Below are 15,712 nucleotides of genomic sequence, written 5' to 3' on the forward strand. Positions count from 1 at the left end.
ACGCAGCTGAGGTCGTGGGCGGAAACCGGGAAACCACAGGACGAACGAGGGCGGGCGGTGAGCACCCGCTCCCATCACCGCACCTTGTACGTCAACCTCGCCGCCGGCTGGCGCCCCAGCACGGGCTGCAGCGCGTGCGCGATCTGCGCAGGAGTGGGACGCAGCCCAGGGTTCGGGTCGAGGGCTGCGGCGACGACGCCGCGTACCTCGTCGGGCACGCGCCGTCCCAGCGCAGGCGCGCGACCAGTGAGCTGAGGGAACCCCTCCCCCGAGCCGAACGGCTTCTCGCCGCTGATCGCCTCGAAGAGCGTCGCCCCAGCCCCCAGACGTCGCTGGCCGGGGTCGGGCCGCCGAGCCGCCCGGGGTCGCACTGCTCGGGCGCCATGTAGGCGTCGGTGCCGATCGGCGTACGCAGCGCAGCGGCCTCGGTCACAGGACGCGCGACCGAGAGGTCGATGACCCGGGCAGGGGCGCCCATGATGATGTTGCTCGGCTTGATGTCGAGGTGCACGTAGCCGACGTGGCGCAGGTAGTGCAGCACCGAGGCGACGTCGAGGGCCAGCGGCAGGTACTGCTGCTCCTGGAGCGGGCCGTGGCGACGTACGAGGGTGGAGAGCCGCGGCCCGTCGGCCTGCTCGAGCACGAGGTGGGGTCGCGGGCCGGTGGAGGTGTGCCGCAAGCCGCGCACCACCACGGGGTGGTTCACCGCCGCCAGGGCGACCGCCTCCCGCTCCAGCGCCGCGTGCGCGCGCTCGTCGCCCACCTTGGAGGGGCGCAGCACCTTCACCACGACGGGGGCGAAGGTGAGCTCGTCGAAGGCGAGCCACGCCTCGTAGGACGAGCCGCCCCCGAGCCGCCGCATGACGGTCAGCTCGGGGGTCAGGGCCTCGCCGGGGGCCAGGCCCCAGGAGTCCTCGGTACGTCCCACGTCAGGCCGCGGTACGGGTGTCGACGTCGCCCTTGGTCTCGTCGCCCTTGGTGTTCGTGACGTCGCCCTTGGTCTCACCCTTGGTGTTCGTCACGTCGCCCTTGGTCTCGTCGCCCTTGGTGTTGGTGACGTCGTCGCGCGTCGTGTCGTTCGTGGCGTCGTTGGTGACGTCGTCGCGGGTGCGGTCGGCAGTGTCGTCATCGTCGTCGTTGTCGTCGACCAGCACCACCTCGGCGGTGTCCTCGTCGCGCTTCGCCTCGTCGGCGAAGGCCTGCGTGGTGAGGACGCCGGTGGTGACGAGGCCGGCGAGGACCAGGGCGGTGAGGGGAAGAAGCTTGGAGGTCATGGAGGCTCCTCGGTCAGTGGCACTGGGGCCGTGTGTGTGGTGTGAGACCACTGTGACCAGACCGGGTGAGGACAAGGTGAAGCCGGCATGAGAGGGCTCTCATGCCGGCTTCGTGGTGCGTCGGGACGGTTTCGAACCGCCGACCGCTCGGGTGTAAACCGAGTGCTCTACCGCTGAGCTACCGACGCAGGTGAGGACGGCCCACAGCGTACGGGAACGGATGCCGGGCCGCACACTGGGCGACGCCCGTGGCGCCTGTCCCAGAAATGTGTCGAGCCGCCGGCGTCTCGGGTCACCAGCGGCTCAACAAGAAGAAGATTAAAGGGGTTCGCTGGACCTTGTCTCGCAAGTCCCAGCAATTGATCTTGAAATCTCCCACTGTGAGACGGGACCCTCAGGAATCGTCCGCGGCAGCGCGCAGCTGGCGCAGGTGCTCCCCCAGGTCGCGCCCCTGGGGCATCGCGTTGTGGACGCTCCAGCGGATCAGGCCCTGCTTGTCGACCACGTAGGACGAGCGCCGCGGCATGCCCTTCTCGGCGTTGAACACGTCGTACGCCGTGGCGACCTCACCGTGCGGCCAGAAGTCCGACAGCAGCGGGAAGTTCAGCCCGTCGGAGTCGGCGAAGGCGCGCAGCGAGTAGACCGGGTCGCACGAGATCGCCAGGACCTCGGTGTCGAAGGTCATGAACTCGTCGAGCCGCTCACGCACCCCCGCCATCTCGCCGGTGCAGACGCCGGAGAAGGCGAACGGGTAGAACAGGATCGCGACGGCCTTACGACCGCGGAAGTCCGACAGGGTCACGTCCTGGCCGAACTGGTCACGCAGTGTGAAGTCGGGGGCCGGCCCCCCACAGATGAGTCCACTCATAACGGCCTCATCCTCGCACCGGCACCCCTCCTGTCCGCACTCAGGGGCGCTGCGCCAGCACCCGCTTGAGGATCTTGCCCGTGGCGTTGCGCGGGAGCTCGTCGAGGAAGATGATCTCGCGCGGCACCTTGTAGCGGGCGAGGTTGGCCCGTACCCAGTCCTTGAGCGCCTCCTCGTTGGCCGCCGCGGGGTCGGAGACCACCACGAAGGCGCGCAGCCGGTAGCCGAACTCCTTGTCCTCAACGCCGACCGCGGCCGCCTCGACGACCGCGTCGTGCAGCACCAGGCAGTCCTCCACCTCGCGCGGGAAGACGTTCTCGCCGCCGCTCACGATCATCTCGTCGTCACGGCCCTCAACGTAGAGCCGACCGTGCTCGTCGAAGCGGCCGACGTCACCGGTCGACATCAGGCCCTGGATCATCTCCTTGGACCCACCACCGGTGTAGCCCTCGAAGAGCATTGCGTTGCCCACGAAGATGCGGCCCGTGGATCCCTGCGGGACCTCGTTGCCGTCGGCGTCGAAGATCTTGACCACGGTGGCGTGCGGCGGCTTGCCCGCCGAGAACGGGGCGGCACGCAGGTCCTCGGGCATGGCGATGGAGGCGTACGCGACCTCCGTCGAGCCGTAGATGTTGTAGAGGTTGTCGCCGAACTCGTCCATCCACTCGACGGCCATCTCACCCTGCATCGCGGAGCCGGAGGCGGCCGTCATCTTGAGGTGGGGCAGCGGCTTGTACTTCTCCCGCACCTCGGGCGGCAGCGTGAGGATCCGCTGCAGCATCACCGGGATGACGACGAAGGAGTCGCATTTCTCGTCCCGTACGACGCGCAGCGCCTCCTCGGGGTCGAAGCGGCGGCGCAGCACCATGGTCGAGCCGAGCAGCATCGCCATGAAGAGGTGCGCGAAGCCCCACGTGTGGAAGAGGGGCGCCGCGATGTGCGTACGCCAGCCGTGCTTCATCGGCAGGCGCGAGAGCAGGGCCACCGCGTTGGCGATGCCGGCCTCCTTGCGGGGCGCCCCCTTCGGCGTGCCGGTGGTGCCCGAGGTCAGGATCACGATCTTCGAGTGGTGCTCGACCGGGGTGTGGTCGGTCGTGGGGTTGGCGGCGATCAGCGCCTCGACGGTGTCGTCGCCCTGCGGCGTGTCCTGCCACGCGACCAGCCGGTGCTTCACGTCGGCCCCGGCCAGCAGCCCGGCGAACTCCTCGTCGGCCACCACGAGCACGGGCTTCTCCCGGGCGATCACCTCGACCAGCTGGGGCCCGGCGAACGCGGTGTTCAGGTAGAGCAGGTCGGCGCCCAGCTTGGCCGCCGCGATGGTCGCCTCGATGAAGCCACGGTGGTTGCGGCACATGATCGCGACCTGGTCGCGCTCCTTGATGCCGAGCGCCGCGAAGCCGTGGGCCAGCGCGTTCGAGCGCTGGTGGAGCTCGGCGAAGGTGAGCTGGCCGAGCTCGTCGATGACCCCCACCCGGTCAGGGTTGGAGACCGCGAGCTGCGAGAAACCACCCGCAGGGCCGGTCCCCCACGCCTTCACGATCTTGACGATCTGGGCGAGCGTGGAGAGCGGCATCCGACGGATCACACCCGCCTCGCGCAGTACGGACAGGTTCTTGATGGTGCTCATCTGGGTCCTCACGGTGGGTACGACGAGTACCCCCGGGCCCCCTGCTCAGGACCGGGTGGAGAGACGTCGTCGTGTCAGGCGGGCGTCTTGGGCGTGACCAGTCGCGTCGCCTGCCAGTCCTTGCTGACGGCGGCGGTGGTGGTCTGGGACAGCCCCGCGATCGGCGCGGCCTCTGCGATGTCGGCGGCGTCGACACTGTTGGGTCGACCCACCTTCGGGTGAGCAACCAGATCACTCCGCCGCCGACCAGGTCGGACTTGGCGTCGACGAGGCCGTCGACCAGGTCGCCATCCTCGTCGCGCCACCACAGCACGACGGCCTCGACCACGTTGCCGTAGTCGCCGTCGACCATGTCGGCGTCGAGAAGGTCCTCGATGGCGATCCGCAGGTCGTCGTCGGTGTCGTTGTCCCAGCCAAGTTCCTGGACGACCTGCCCGGGCGTAAAGCCCAGCTTCTCAGCAGGTCCAGGGGTCTGGGTGGACTCGCCGCCCACGGTCGCGCTCAAGGGAAACTCTCCTCAGGGGTGTGGCTCAAGATCTCGTGATCACCGCAGGTGTGCGGTGGGGAGTAGTCCAGCGGAGTTGTTCGCCAGACGCAACCCCCCGTACCGGAGAGTAGATTTTTTATCCTCCGGGGGCATGACAGCATGGGCGATGTGACTGAACAGACGCAACCCGAACGTCCTCCGATTCCTTCGGTCATCCATGAGGGCCTCCCGACCCAGCTCCCGGACATCGATCCCGAGGAGACGCTGGAGTGGCTCGGCAGCTTCGACGCACTGGTCGAGGGCCGAGGACGGGACCGCGCACGCTACGTGATGCTCCGACTTCTCGAGAGGGCTCGTGAGAGCAACGTGGGCGTTCCGGCCCTCCGCTCCACGGACTACATCAACACGATCCCGCCCGAGCGCGAACCCTGGTTCCCCGGTGACGAGGACATCGAGCGCCGCATCCGCGCGTTCATCCGCTGGAACGCAGCCGTCATGGTCTCCAGCGCCAACCGCAAGGGCATCGAGGTCGGCGGCCACATCGCGACCTACCAGTCCTCCGCCAGCCTGTACGAGGTGGGCTTCAACCACTTCTTCCGTGGCAAGGACCACCCCGGCGGCGGCGACCAGATCTACTTCCAGGGCCACGCCTCCCCGGGCATCTACGCCCGCGCCTTCCTCGAGGGACGTCTCGACGAGGAGCAGCTCTACCGCTTCCGCCAGGAGGTCCAGCACGGTCAGGGCGCCGGCCTCTCCTCCTACCCGCACCCGCGCCTCATGTCGGACTTCTGGGAGTTCCCGACGGTCTCGATGGGTCTCACGGGCATCAACTCGATCTACCAGGCGCGCTTCAACCGCTACCTGCACAACCGCGGCGTCAAGGACACCAGCCAGCAGCGTGTGTGGGCCTTCCTCGGTGACGGCGAGATGGCCGAGCCCGAGTCGCTGGGCGCGATCCGCGTCGCCGCGCGCGAGGAGCTCGACAACCTGACCTGGGTCGTCAACTGCAACCTCCAGCAGCTCGACGGACCGGTGACCGGCAACGGCAAGATCATGCAGGAGCTGGAGGCCAACTTCCGCGGCGCCGGCTGGAACGTGATCAAGGTCGTCTGGGGCCGCGAGTGGGACGACCTCCTCGCCCGCGACGTCAACGGCGTGCTCGTCAACAAGATGAACACCACCCCCGACGGCGACTTCCAGACCTTCTCGGTCGAGGACGGTGCCTACACCCGCGAGCACTTCTTCGGTGACGACGAGCGCCTGCGCAAGATGGTCGAGCACATGACCGACCGCCAGATCGAGCTGCTCCCCCGCGGTGGTCACGACTACCGCAAGGTGTACGCCGCCTTCGACGCCGCCACGAAGCACGTCGGCCAGCCGACCGTGATCCTGGCCAAGACGATCAAGGGCTGGACGATCGACGCACTGGAGGGCAGGAACGCCACCCACCAGATGAAGAAGCTGACGCCGGAGGACATCAAGAAGTTCCGCGACCGCCTGCGTCTCCCGATCTCCGACCGCGACCTCGAGCGCTCGTACGAGGAGACCGGCGCGCCGCCGTTCTTCCACCCCGGCGCCGACTCCCCCGAGATCAAGTACATGATGGAGCGCCGCAGCCAGCTCGGCGGCTCGATCCCCCGCCGCGTGGAGCGTGCCGAGCCGCTGAAGCTGCCGTCGGACGCTGCGTACAAGGACATCAAGCAGGGCGGCGGCAAGAACAAGGTCGCCACCACCATGGCCGTCGTGCGCCTGCTCAAGGAGTGGATGCGCGACCCCGAGATCGGCAAGCGCATCGTGCCGATCGCGCCCGACGAGTACCGCACCTTCGGCATGGACGCCATGTTCCCGAGCGCCAAGGTCTACAACCCGGGCGGCCAGCAGTACGAGTCGGTCGACCGCAAGCTGCTGCTCTCCTACAAGGAGTCGGCGCAGGGCCAGATGCTCCACGAGGGCATCTCCGAGGCCGGCGCGCTCGCGTCCGCCACGGCCGCAGGGTCGGCGTACTCCACCCACGGCGAGCACATGATCCCCTTCTACATCTTCTACTCGATGTTCGGGTTCCAGCGCACGGGTGACTCGATCTGGGCGATGGCCGACCAGCTGTCGCGCGGCTTCCTGATCGGCGCCACCGCCGGCCGTACGACGCTGACCGGCGAGGGCCTGCAGCACGCGGACGGCCACTCGCCGCTGCTCGCTGCGACCAACCCGGCGGTCGTGCACTACGACCCGGCGTTCGCCTACGAGATCGCGCACATCATGAAGAGCGGCCTCGAGCGGATGTACGGCACGGGCGGCCCGCACGGCAACGGCGAGAACGTCATCTTCTACCTGACGGTCTACAACGAGCCGGTGCACCAGCCCGCCGAGCCCGAGGGCGTCGACGTCGAGGGCATCCTCAAGGGCCTGCACCGCGTCTCCGCGGCCGAGGGAGACGGTCCGAAGGTCCGCCTGCTCGGCTCGGGCGTCGGCTTCCCGTGGGTCGAAAAGGCCGCCGAGATGCTCCGCGAGGAGTGGGGCGTGGCTGCGGACACCTGGTCGGTGACCTCGTGGAACGAGCTGGCCCGTGACGCCATCGCGGCCGAGGACTGGAACCTCCTCAACCCGGCCGAGCCCAAGCGCACCGCCTACGTCACCGACAAGCTCGGCGACGGCAACGCGCCGGTCGTCGCGGTCTCCGACTACATGACCGCCGTGCCGATGCAGATCGCCCGCTGGGTGCCGGCCGACTACCGGGTGCTCGGCACCGACGGGTTCGGCTTCGCCGACACCCGCCCGGCCGCGCGTCGCTACTTCCGCGTCGACGCGGAGTCGGTCGTCGTGCAGGCGCTGCAGGCGCTGGCCGACGCCGGTGAGATCGAGGTCGACAAGGTCGTCGAGGCCCGCACGAAGTATCGCATCGACGACCCGACCGCGGTCCAGGGAGTGCAGCAGGAGGGCGGGACGCCTGACCGCTCGCAGGCCCCGGTCGGGTGGAGCTCCCGCACCGGTGCCAAACCCTCGACACCCGTCCCGCCGCCCACGGTGGGGCGGGTGTCGTGCTTGACGGGGGCGGAGATCGCCGGGGCGCCCGAGGCGAGCATCCGCCGCCACTGCGCCTTGGTGTGACGGTTGGGCACCGTCGTACGCATGAAGTCGCGCACGATGGCGACGAAACGCCCCGGGTGGTCGCGGTGCGGGAAGTGGCCCGACTGCTCGATGACCTCGACCTGCGCCCACGGCGCCAGCTCTGCCGCGCGCTGGGCGTGCCGAGCGGGGATGACGTGGTCCTGCGAGCCCCACACCACGCACATCGGCAGCCCGCTGGTGAGGTAGGCCCGGTCGGACATCGTGACGACCTGCCCACGGAAGTCGACGACGGCGCGCACGACGTGGCGGGTGGCCGCCCGGGCGCGCGGGTCGGCGAGGTACTCGTACACCCGGGCGACCTCGGCCAGGTCGCGGGTTTGCGGGAGGCCGGTGGCCGAGAGCGCCCGCAGCGCGGTGGTGTTGACGTGGCGCACGACCGGCATGGTCAGCGCCCCCATCACGTAGTGGAAGCCAGGGGCGGTGATCGCCCGGATCGCAGGGCTGACCTCGCGTCCCAGCCCGCCGGAGGAGACGAGGACGATGCGCTCGGTGCGCTCGGGGAACTGGTAGGCGAACTGCATCGCGACGCCACCGCCGAAGCTGTGGCCCACCACGGTCACCCGGTCGATCCTCAGCACGCTGAGCAGGTCGCGCATCCCGTTGGCGTAGCCGCCGAGGCTGTAGTCGGCGCGAGGCTTGTCGGAGGCGCCGTGGCCGAGCAGGTCGGGCACGATCACGGTGTGGTCGAGGGCGAGCTCGTCGATGACGGTGTCCCAGGTCTGGTGGTCGCACCCGATGCCGTGGAGGAGCAGCAGCACGGGCCCCTGCCCAGCACGGACGTAGGCGCGCCGGTGACCGTTGATGGTCACGTACTGGATCTCGTGGTTGCTGCTCATGCCGTGTCTCCCCGCTCTGCGACACCCTCCCCGGCCCACGTCCAGGTGAACCGCGGATGAACGGTTCGAGTATCGCAGGTCACTGGTCGCGTGCGCGGCAAGTTCGACAGGATTAACACGATCTACACACCGCCGCCGGGGACCGGGCGCCCCACCAACTAGCCTCGAGGCGTGGACACCGACCCTCGAGAGCCCGCCACGCACGAGCTGGCACGGCTCGCGAGCGCCCTCGCCCGAGCCAGCGGCGCCATGAGCACCGCGGCGACCGCGCGGATGGACCGCGACATGCCGTGGTTCGCCGACCTGAGCGCGTCGGACCGGTCCTGGGTCGGGCTCATCGTGCACGCCGGCATCCAGAACTTCGTCGACTGGTTGCGCTCCAGCGCCTCCACCCCCGACGGCAGCGGGCCGGACGGCCACGCGCTGGCCACCGCGGTCTTCGGCGCGGCGCCCCGCGAGCTCGCCGGCGTGATCACGCTTCGCCAGACCGTCGACCTGATCCGGCTGAGCATCGACGTGGTGGAGAGCCACATCGACGACACCGTCGCGGCCGAGGACGCGCCGCTGGTCCACAGGGCCGTGCTGCGCTACGGGCGCGAGGTCGCCTTCGCGACAGCGGAGGTGTACGCCCGTGCCGCCGAGTCGCGCGGCGCCTGGGACGCCCGGCTCGAGGCGCTCGTGGTCGACGCCGTGCTGCGCGCCGAGCCCGACGACTCGTTGCTGTCGCGGGCCAACGCGCTCGGCTGGAACTCCCTCGGCGGGGTCGCCGTGGTCATGGGGGCCTCCCCCGACCGCCGCACCGACAGCGACGTCTTCGAGGGCGTACGACGTGCTGCCCGCACCGCCGGCGCCGACGCGCTGTGCGCCGTGCAGGGCGACCGCCTCGTCGTCGTGCTCGGTGGCGTCGAGGACGCGTTGGCCGGCGCCCGGAGCGTGGTCCACTTCTTCGGCGACGGCCCCGTCGTGGTGGGTCCGGTGACCTCCGGCTTGGGCTCGGCCCACGTCTCCGCACGTGCCGCGCTCTCCGCCGCCCACCGCGCCAGTGCCGGGTGGCCCGAGGCCCCCCGTCCCGTACGCAGCCTCGACCTGCTCGCCGAGCGGGCGCTGGCCGGCGACGGCCATGCCCGCCGCCACCTGGTGGAGGCGGTCTTCCTGCCCCTGTCGGGGCCGCGCCGGTCGTTGGTGGAGACGCTGGCGGCGTGGTTCGAGGCGGGGGGCTCGACCGAGGCGACGGCCCGTGCGCTCTTCGTCCACCCCAACACCGTGCGCTACCGCCTGCGCCAGGTCGCCGAGGTGACCGGGCTGACCCCGACCATGGCCCGCGACGCCTTCACCCTGCAGATCGCCCTGGTGCTGGGCCGGCAGTCGGGCCGGGCCCCCACCGACCCCGCTTTGTAGGAACCACACAAAGAATCGCCCCAGTTTTTCGTTCCCTGCTGTGGCGAACCGACGTCTCCGGACAGGCAGAGTGGTTCTCGTGCTCGTCATCGTCGCCCCAGGCCAAGGTGCCCAGACCCCCGGTTTTCTCACCCCGTGGTTGGAGGACCCGACCTTCCGAACCCGCTTCGAGTGGCTCTCCACCGTCGCCGGCATCGACCTCGTCACCCACGGGACCGTCTCCGACGCGGAGACCATCCGGGACACCGAGATCGCCCAGCCGCTGCTCGTGGCCACCGGGCTGATCGCGGCCCTGGAGCTCTTCCCGCACCCCGCGGACGCCTTCAGCAAGGTCGGCGCCGTCGTCGGGCACAGCGTCGGAGAGCTGACCGTCGCCGCAGGTGCACGGGCCATCACCGCGGAGCAGGCGATGGTCCTGGTGCGTGAGCGCGGCCGGGCCATGGCCCAGGCCTCCGCCCTCACCCCGACCGGCATGACGGCCGTCCTCGGTGGCGACCGCGCCGAGGTCCTCGCCGCCCTGGGGCGCCACGGCCTCACCGCCGCCAACGACAACGGCCCCGGGCAGGTCATCGCCGCCGGCACCCTGGAGCAGCTCGCGGCCCTCGCCGACGAGCCGCCCGCCAAGGCGCGCCTGATGCCGCTGAGCGTCGCCGGCGCCTTCCACACCACGCACATGGAGCCGGCCGTCAGCCACCTCGTCGCCCTCGCCCGGTCGGTCTCGACGCACGACCCGCGTACGCGTGTCATCTCCAACCGCGACGGCCGGGTCGTCCACGACGGCCGCGAGGTCGTCCAGCGCATGGTCGGCCAGATCGCCAGCCCGGTCCGTTGGGACCTCTGCATGGAGACCATGACCGACCTCGGCGTCACGGGCGTGCTCGAGATGCCCCCGGCCGGCACCCTGACCGGGATCGTCAAGCGCAACCTCAAGGGCGTGGAGACCTTCGCGCTCAAGACCCCCGACCAGCTCGACGCCGCCCGCGACTTCTGCGAGCGCCACGGCGAGGCCTCCCCCATCGAGACCTCCCCCACCTGGCGGATGGTGGTCGCCCCCTCGAAGGGCACCTTCCACCGCACCGCCGGCACCGACCACGCCGAGCGCTTCGCCGCCGGCGCCGTGATCGGTGACGTGGCCAGCACCCGCGACCGCGCCGAGGTGCGCGCGCTGCACGGCGGCCGCGTCGTCGAGTGGCTCGTCGAGGACGGCGACCTCGTCTCCCCCGGCCAGCCGCTGCTCCGCCTCCACCCGGAGGGCGCGGCATGACGCTCGCCTCACCCCTGGCCTCGGCGACGGGTGCTGCCCACACGCGCATCCTCGGCATCGGCGCCTACCGTCCCAGCCGCGTCGTGCCCAACGCCGACATCGTCGAGGCGATCGACTCCAGCGACGAGTGGATCCAGCAGCGCTCGGGCATCCGGCAGCGCCGCTGGGCCGACGACCACGAGACCGTGCAGATGATGTCCGTCGAGGCCTCGCGCAAGGCGCTCGAGCGCTCCGGTCTCACCGCCACCGACATCGACTGCGTGATCGTCGCGACCGTCTCGCACCTGCTCCAGACCCCGGCGGTGGCCACCGCCGTCGCCCACGAGCTCGGCACCGACCAGGCCGCTGCCTTCGACATCTCCGCGGCGTGTGCGGGCTTCTGCCACGGCGTCGCGCTCGCCAACGACCTCGTCCGCGCCGGGAGCGCGACCAACGTCCTGGTCATCGGCGTCGAGCGACTCAGTGACATCACCGACCTCGACGACCGTGGCACCGCCTTCATCTTCGCCGACGGCGCAGGTGCGGCGGTGGTCGGTCCGAGCGACACCCCGGGCATCGCGCCGGTCGTGTGGGGCTCCGACGGCGAGCAGTTCGACCTGATCCGGCAGCGCGAGGACTGGCGCGACGTCGTCGGCACCGACGCAGCGCCGGGCAGCGGCGTGATGCCCTACCTGACGATGCAGGGCAACCCGGTCTTCCGCTGGGCCTCCTTCGCGATGGCCAAGGTCGCGCACCAGGCGCTCGAGCGTGCCGGCATCACCGTCGACGACCTCGACGTCTTCGTGCCCCACCAGGCCAACATGCGCATCATCGACGCGATGGCACGCTCCATGAAGCTGCCCGAGAAGGTCCGCATCGCCCGCGACATCGCCGAGCAGGGCAACACCTCGGCGGCGTCCGTGCCGCTGGCGCTCGACAGGATGATCGCCGAGGGCGACGCCAAGTCCGGTGACGTCGCGCTGCTGATCGCCTTCGGCGCCGGGCTGGCGTACGCCGCCCAGGTCGTCGTCGTGCCCTGACGCACCACCTGCACCACACCCCGCAGTTTCAACCCCACCCAGTAGAGAAGGAAGCCAGCCATGGCCACCACCGAAGAGATCCGCTCCGACCTCGCCGAGATCGTCAACGAGGTCGCCGGTGTCGACACCGCCGACGTCCAGCTCGACAAGTCCTTCGTCGACGACCTCGACGTCGACTCGCTCTCCATGGTCGAGGTCGTCGTGGCCGCCGAGGAAAAGTTCGGCGTCTCGATCCCCGACGACCAGGTGAAGAACCTCAAGACCGTCGGCGACGCCGTCGCCTTCATCGAGCAGGCCTCCGCCTGACCTGAGGGACCACCTCTCCCGTCCGCACCGACCCAGGAGTATCCATGTCAGCCTCCCGTGTCGTCGTCACCGGTCTCGGAGCCACCTCTCCGGTCGGCGGCGACGTTCCCTCCACCTGGTCCGCCCTCCTCGCCGGCACCTCCGGTGTCTCCCTGCTCACCGAGGAGTGGGCCGAGCCCCTCGGGGCCCGGATCGCCGCCCGCGTGGCGGTCGAGCCCGACCAGGTGCTGGACCGCGTGAAGGCCAGGCGCATGGACCGCTCCGGTCAGCTGGCCGTGGTGGCCGCCACCGAGGCCTGGGCCGACGCCGGGCTCGCCGAGTCCGGCGTCGACCCCGAGCGCGTGGCGGTCGCCGTCGCCTCGGGCATCGGTGGCGTCACCACCCTGCTGGGCAACTACGACCAGCTCCTCGAGAAGGGTCCCCGCCGCGTCTCGCCGCTGGCGATCCCGATGCTGATGCCCAACGGGCCGGCCGCGAGCATCGGCCTCATGATCGGCGCCAAGGCGGGGGTCCACACCCCCGTCTCGGCCTGCGCCTCCGGCAACGAGGCGATCGCGCTGGGCATCGACCTGATCCGCCTCGGCCGTGCCGACGTGGTCGTCTGCGGCGGCACCGAGGCCGCGGTCCACGCCCTGCCGATGGCCGCCTTCGGCCAGATGATGGCGCTCAGCAAGCGCAACGACGACCCGAGCGCCGCCTCCCGACCGTGGGACAAGGGTCGTGACGGCTTCGTCCTCGGTGAGGGCGCCGCCGTGGTGGTGCTGGAGTCCGAGGAGCACGCCCGCGCCCGTGGCGCGAAGGTGTACGCCGAGGCAGCAGGCGCTGGCATCACCTCCGACTCGCACGACGTCGCGCAGCCCGACCCTGCCGGAGCCGGTGCCACCCGCGCCATGGGGATCGCCCTGCGCGAGGCCAGCCTCTCCCCCGGCGACGTCGTGCACGTCAACGCCCACGCCACCTCCACCCCGCAGGGTGACGTGGCCGAGGCGCTGGCGATCCGCACCGCCCTGGGCGAGGACACCTCCGCGGTCCTCACCTCGACCAAGTCGATGACCGGCCACCTGCTCGGCGCGGCCGGCGCCCTGGAGTCGGTCGCCACCGTACTGGCGCTGCACCACCGCGTGGTGCCGCCCACCATCAACCTCGACGACCCCGAGGACGTCGGGCTCGACCTGGCCACCGAGCAGCGCACGCTGCCGGACGGCGACCTCGCCGCCCTCAACAACTCTTTCGGCTTCGGCGGTCACAACGTCGCCCTCGCCTTCAGGAGCGTCTGATGACTGCCGCCCCGGCCCCCGCCTCCGCACCGAAGGCCGCCAAGCTGCCGCGCGAGGACGACCCCCGCAACCCGGTGCACCGCCTCACCGCCCTCTTCGACGAGGGATCGGTCGAGTTCCTCAGCCTCTTCGACGACTCCGGCATGATGTCGGCGATCGGCACCGTGCACGGCACCCGCGCCGTCGCCTTCTGCTCCGACCCCACCGTCATGGGTGGCGCGATGGGTGAGGCTGGCTGCCGCGTCGCCGTGGAGGCGTACGACCGCGCCCTCGCCGACGGCGTCCCGATCATCGGCCTGTGGCACTCCGGTGGCGCACGTCTGGCCGAGGGTGTGCTCTCGCTGCACGCGGTCGGCCTGATCTTCCACGCCATGACCCGGGCGTCGGGCAAGATCCCGCAGGTCTCCGTGGTGCTCGGCCCGGCAGCCGGTGGCGCCGCCTACGGCCCCGCGCTCACCGACGTGGTGATCCTCGGTCCCGAGGGTCGCATCTTCGTCACCGGCCCCGACGTGGTCCGTTCGGTCACCGGCGAGGACGTCGACATGCTGCGCCTGGGTGGCCCTGAGCCGCACGGCCGCCGCTCGGGCGTGGTGCACGTGCTGACCGACACCGAGCGCGAGGCGCTCGACGCGGCCCGCGACGTCACGTCGCTGCTGGGCGACCAGGGCACGCTCGACACCGCTGCCGTGGCCGACGTCGACCTGGCTTCCTTCCTCCCCGAGAACAAGAAGCGCGCCTACGACGTGCACCCGCTCGTGGAGGGTGTCCTCGACGAGGGCAGCGCCCGTGAGCTGCACGCCCGCTGGGCGCCCAACGTGGCCACGGTGCTGGGGCGCATGGGTGGACGTACCGTCGGCGTCATCGCCAACAACCCGCTGCGCCTGGGCGGCTGCCTCGACTCGCTCTCCGCGGAGAAGGCGTCACGCTTCGTACGCCTGTGCGACGCCCTCGGCATCCCGCTCGTCGTGCTCGTCGACGTCCCCGGCTACCTGCCCGGTGTCGGGCAGGAGTGGGACGGTGTCGTACGCCGCGGTGCCAAGCTGCTGCACGCCTTCGCCGAATCGGTGGTCCCGCGCGTCACCGTGGTGACGCGCAAGACCTACGGCGGCGCCTACATCGCGATGAACGCCCGCTCGCTGGGCGCGACAAAGGTCTTCGCCTGGCCCGGCGCCGAGGTGGCCGTCATGGGGCCCGTGGCTGCCATCAGGATCATCCACCGCCGCAAGCTGGCCGAGGTGCCTGCCGACCTTCGCGCCCAGGTCGAGGAGGAGCTGGCGGCCGAGCACGAGCGGATCGCGGGTGGCGTGGAGAAGGCCGTGGAGATCGGCGTCGTCGACGACGTGGTGGCCCCCGAGCTCACCCGCAGCGCCATCGCCGGCGCGATCGCGGACGCGTTCGCTGCCCACGGCCCGGTACGGGGGCAGCACGGCAACATCCCGCTCTGACCCACGTCCGACAACGTCGAAGGGCGGCCCTCCCGCGGGAGGGCCGCCCTTCGGCGTCGTACGAGGTGCGGTGGTTGCTCGGACCACCGCAGGGAGGTCGCGTCAGACGACCTGGTGCAGCCAGCGCACCGGGGCGCCCTCGCCGGCGTACCGGAAGGACTCCAGCTCGTCGTCCCACGGCTTGCCGAGCAGCTTGTCGACCTCGAGCTCGAGGGTCGTCTCGCCCGTCCCTGCCTTCACCATCGCCGAGCGGAGACGGTCCTCGGGGATCATGATGTCACCGTGGAGGCCGGTGACGGCGTGGAAGACGCCCAGCTCAGGGGTGAACGAGTAGCGGGAACCCTCGGTCGAGGCCGTGGGCTCCTCCGTGATCTCGAAGCGGAGGTGGTTCCAGCCGCGCAGGGCGGACACCACCGCAGCAGCGGTCCCCGCCGCCCCGGTCCAGGAGAGCTCAGCACGGTAGGTGCCAGGCTGTGCCGGCTGAGGGGTCCAGTCGAGACTCACGGCAGCGCCGAGCACACCCCCCACAGCCCACTCGATGTGAGGGCTGAGCGCGGAGGGCGTTGAGTGCACGAACAGAATCCCCCGAGTGGCAGGTCCATTCGGGCGGGGTGCAGTACGTGAAGTCACCGTTATCTCCTTCATCTCCGGCGCGAGCTACGCCTTCCCCAGCGATCTCATGACCAGAAACGAATCGTGCACAGTGACACCTATGTAATTAGTCGGTCCATTGTGACCCATGGGGTAGAAGAAAACCAGCGCACACGCCCGGACACGCCGGAGGT

12 protein-coding genes, 1 tRNA gene and 2 pseudogenes are annotated in these 15,712 nt (G+C 70.6%); 7 read left to right on the forward strand and 8 right to left on the reverse strand.

Translation table 11 applies throughout. The features are described 5' to 3' along the window. Nucleotides 1-91 precede the first annotated feature (91 nt). From E2C04_RS11310 to E2C04_RS11335, 6 genes and pseudogenes are all read right to left on the reverse strand, one after another. A complete protein-coding gene (locus tag E2C04_RS11310) occupies nucleotides 92-928 on the reverse strand; it encodes a serine/threonine-protein kinase (protein ID WP_238694258.1) in 837 nt (278 codons plus the stop codon). Between the two features lies 1 nt (nucleotide 929). After that, the gene (locus E2C04_RS11315; RefSeq protein WP_135832659.1) at nucleotides 930-1,274 is read right to left on the reverse strand and encodes a hypothetical protein; all 345 of its coding nucleotides are present in this window, start codon (nucleotides 1,272-1,274) and stop codon (nucleotides 930-932) included. Between the two features lie 113 nt (nucleotides 1,275-1,387). Then, a tRNA-Val gene (locus E2C04_RS11320) sits at nucleotides 1,388-1,462 on the reverse strand. Nucleotides 1,463-1,668: 206 nt separating this feature from the next. Beyond that, nucleotides 1,669-2,142, reverse strand: a complete 474-nt coding sequence (locus tag E2C04_RS11325) for a peroxiredoxin (protein ID WP_135832660.1) — start codon at nucleotides 2,140-2,142, stop codon at nucleotides 1,669-1,671. Nucleotides 2,143-2,182: 40 nt separating this feature from the next. Continuing rightward, nucleotides 2,183-3,769, reverse strand: coding sequence for an AMP-binding protein (locus E2C04_RS11330; protein WP_135832661.1), 1,587 nt, complete (start codon nucleotides 3,767-3,769; stop codon nucleotides 2,183-2,185). 74 nt (nucleotides 3,770-3,843) lie between these two features. Next, a pseudogene (locus E2C04_RS11335) lies at nucleotides 3,844-4,274 on the reverse strand (DUF3052 domain-containing protein). 150 nt (nucleotides 4,275-4,424) lie between these two features. Here E2C04_RS11335 and aceE point away from each other — a divergent pair. Then, a pseudogene (gene aceE / locus E2C04_RS11340) lies at nucleotides 4,425-7,148 on the forward strand (pyruvate dehydrogenase (acetyl-transferring), homodimeric type); the annotation flags it as partial. Here the strand turns inward: aceE and E2C04_RS11345 are convergent. Continuing rightward, a complete protein-coding gene (locus E2C04_RS11345; protein ID WP_238694259.1) occupies nucleotides 7,043-8,218 on the reverse strand; it encodes an alpha/beta fold hydrolase in 1,176 nt (391 codons plus the stop codon). The pseudogene aceE and the gene E2C04_RS11345 overlap by 106 nt on opposite strands. Nucleotides 8,219-8,389: 171 nt before the next feature. Here E2C04_RS11345 and E2C04_RS11350 point away from each other — a divergent pair, with 171 nt between their 5' ends. The 6 genes from E2C04_RS11350 to E2C04_RS11375 all read left to right on the forward strand — a co-directional run bounded on the left by E2C04_RS11350 (nucleotide 8,390) and on the right by E2C04_RS11375 (nucleotide 14,927). Further along, a complete protein-coding gene (locus tag E2C04_RS11350; protein ID WP_238694260.1) occupies nucleotides 8,390-9,616 on the forward strand; it encodes a PucR family transcriptional regulator in 1,227 nt (408 codons plus the stop codon). Between the two features lie 79 nt (nucleotides 9,617-9,695). Continuing rightward, the gene (locus E2C04_RS11355; protein WP_135832663.1) at nucleotides 9,696-10,880 is read left to right on the forward strand and encodes an acyltransferase domain-containing protein; all 1,185 of its coding nucleotides are present in this window, start codon (nucleotides 9,696-9,698) and stop codon (nucleotides 10,878-10,880) included. Next, the gene (locus tag E2C04_RS11360) at nucleotides 10,877-11,899 is read left to right on the forward strand and encodes a beta-ketoacyl-ACP synthase III (RefSeq protein ID WP_135832664.1); all 1,023 of its coding nucleotides are present in this window, start codon (nucleotides 10,877-10,879) and stop codon (nucleotides 11,897-11,899) included. The genes E2C04_RS11355 and E2C04_RS11360 overlap by 4 nt, the downstream gene beginning before the upstream one ends. Nucleotides 11,900-11,959: 60 nt before the next feature. Further along, nucleotides 11,960-12,205: an acyl carrier protein gene (locus E2C04_RS11365; RefSeq protein ID WP_135832665.1), complete on the forward strand. Its 246-nt coding sequence runs from the start codon at nucleotides 11,960-11,962 to the stop codon at nucleotides 12,203-12,205. Between the two features lie 44 nt (nucleotides 12,206-12,249). Next, nucleotides 12,250-13,482, forward strand: a complete 1,233-nt coding sequence (locus E2C04_RS11370) for a beta-ketoacyl-[acyl-carrier-protein] synthase family protein (protein ID WP_135832666.1) — start codon at nucleotides 12,250-12,252, stop codon at nucleotides 13,480-13,482. Further along, nucleotides 13,482-14,927: an acyl-CoA carboxylase subunit beta gene (locus E2C04_RS11375; RefSeq protein ID WP_135832667.1), complete on the forward strand. Its 1,446-nt coding sequence runs from the start codon at nucleotides 13,482-13,484 to the stop codon at nucleotides 14,925-14,927. Before E2C04_RS11370 ends, E2C04_RS11375 begins: the two co-directional genes overlap by 1 nt. A gap of 102 nt (nucleotides 14,928-15,029) precedes the next feature. Here the strand turns inward: E2C04_RS11375 and E2C04_RS11380 are convergent, their stop codons facing one another. Continuing rightward, a complete protein-coding gene (locus E2C04_RS11380) occupies nucleotides 15,030-15,572 on the reverse strand; it encodes a DUF3145 domain-containing protein (RefSeq protein WP_135832668.1) in 543 nt (180 codons plus the stop codon). Nucleotides 15,573-15,712: the final 140 nt, after the last annotated feature.

The organism is Nocardioides daphniae, from assembly GCF_004777465.1.
Taxonomy (GTDB): domain Bacteria; phylum Actinomycetota; class Actinomycetes; order Propionibacteriales; family Nocardioidaceae; genus Nocardioides; species Nocardioides daphniae.

Bases quoted from the DNA above. Each gene is read 5' to 3' on its own strand.
- E2C04_RS11375 (WP_135832667.1), top strand. From the start codon at position 13,482: ATGACTGCCGCCCCGGCCCCCGCCTCCGCACCGAAGGCCGCCAAGCTG.
- E2C04_RS11365 (WP_135832665.1), top strand. From the start codon at position 11,960: ATGGCCACCACCGAAGAGATCCGCTCCGACCTCGCCGAGATCGTCAAC.
- E2C04_RS11370 (WP_135832666.1), top strand. From the start codon at position 12,250: ATGTCAGCCTCCCGTGTCGTCGTCACCGGTCTCGGAGCCACCTCTCCG.
- E2C04_RS11360 (WP_135832664.1), top strand. From the start codon at position 10,877: ATGACGCTCGCCTCACCCCTGGCCTCGGCGACGGGTGCTGCCCACACG.
- E2C04_RS11330 (WP_135832661.1), bottom strand. From the start codon at position 3,769: ATGAGCACCATCAAGAACCTGTCCGTACTGCGCGAGGCGGGTGTGATC.
- E2C04_RS11380 (WP_135832668.1), bottom strand. From the start codon at position 15,572: ATGAAGGAGATAACGGTGACTTCACGTACTGCACCCCGCCCGAATGGA.
- E2C04_RS11345 (WP_238694259.1), bottom strand. From the start codon at position 8,218: ATGAGCAGCAACCACGAGATCCAGTACGTGACCATCAACGGTCACCGG.
- E2C04_RS11315 (WP_135832659.1), bottom strand. From the start codon at position 1,274: ATGACCTCCAAGCTTCTTCCCCTCACCGCCCTGGTCCTCGCCGGCCTC.
- E2C04_RS11325 (WP_135832660.1), bottom strand. From the start codon at position 2,142: ATGAGTGGACTCATCTGTGGGGGGCCGGCCCCCGACTTCACACTGCGT.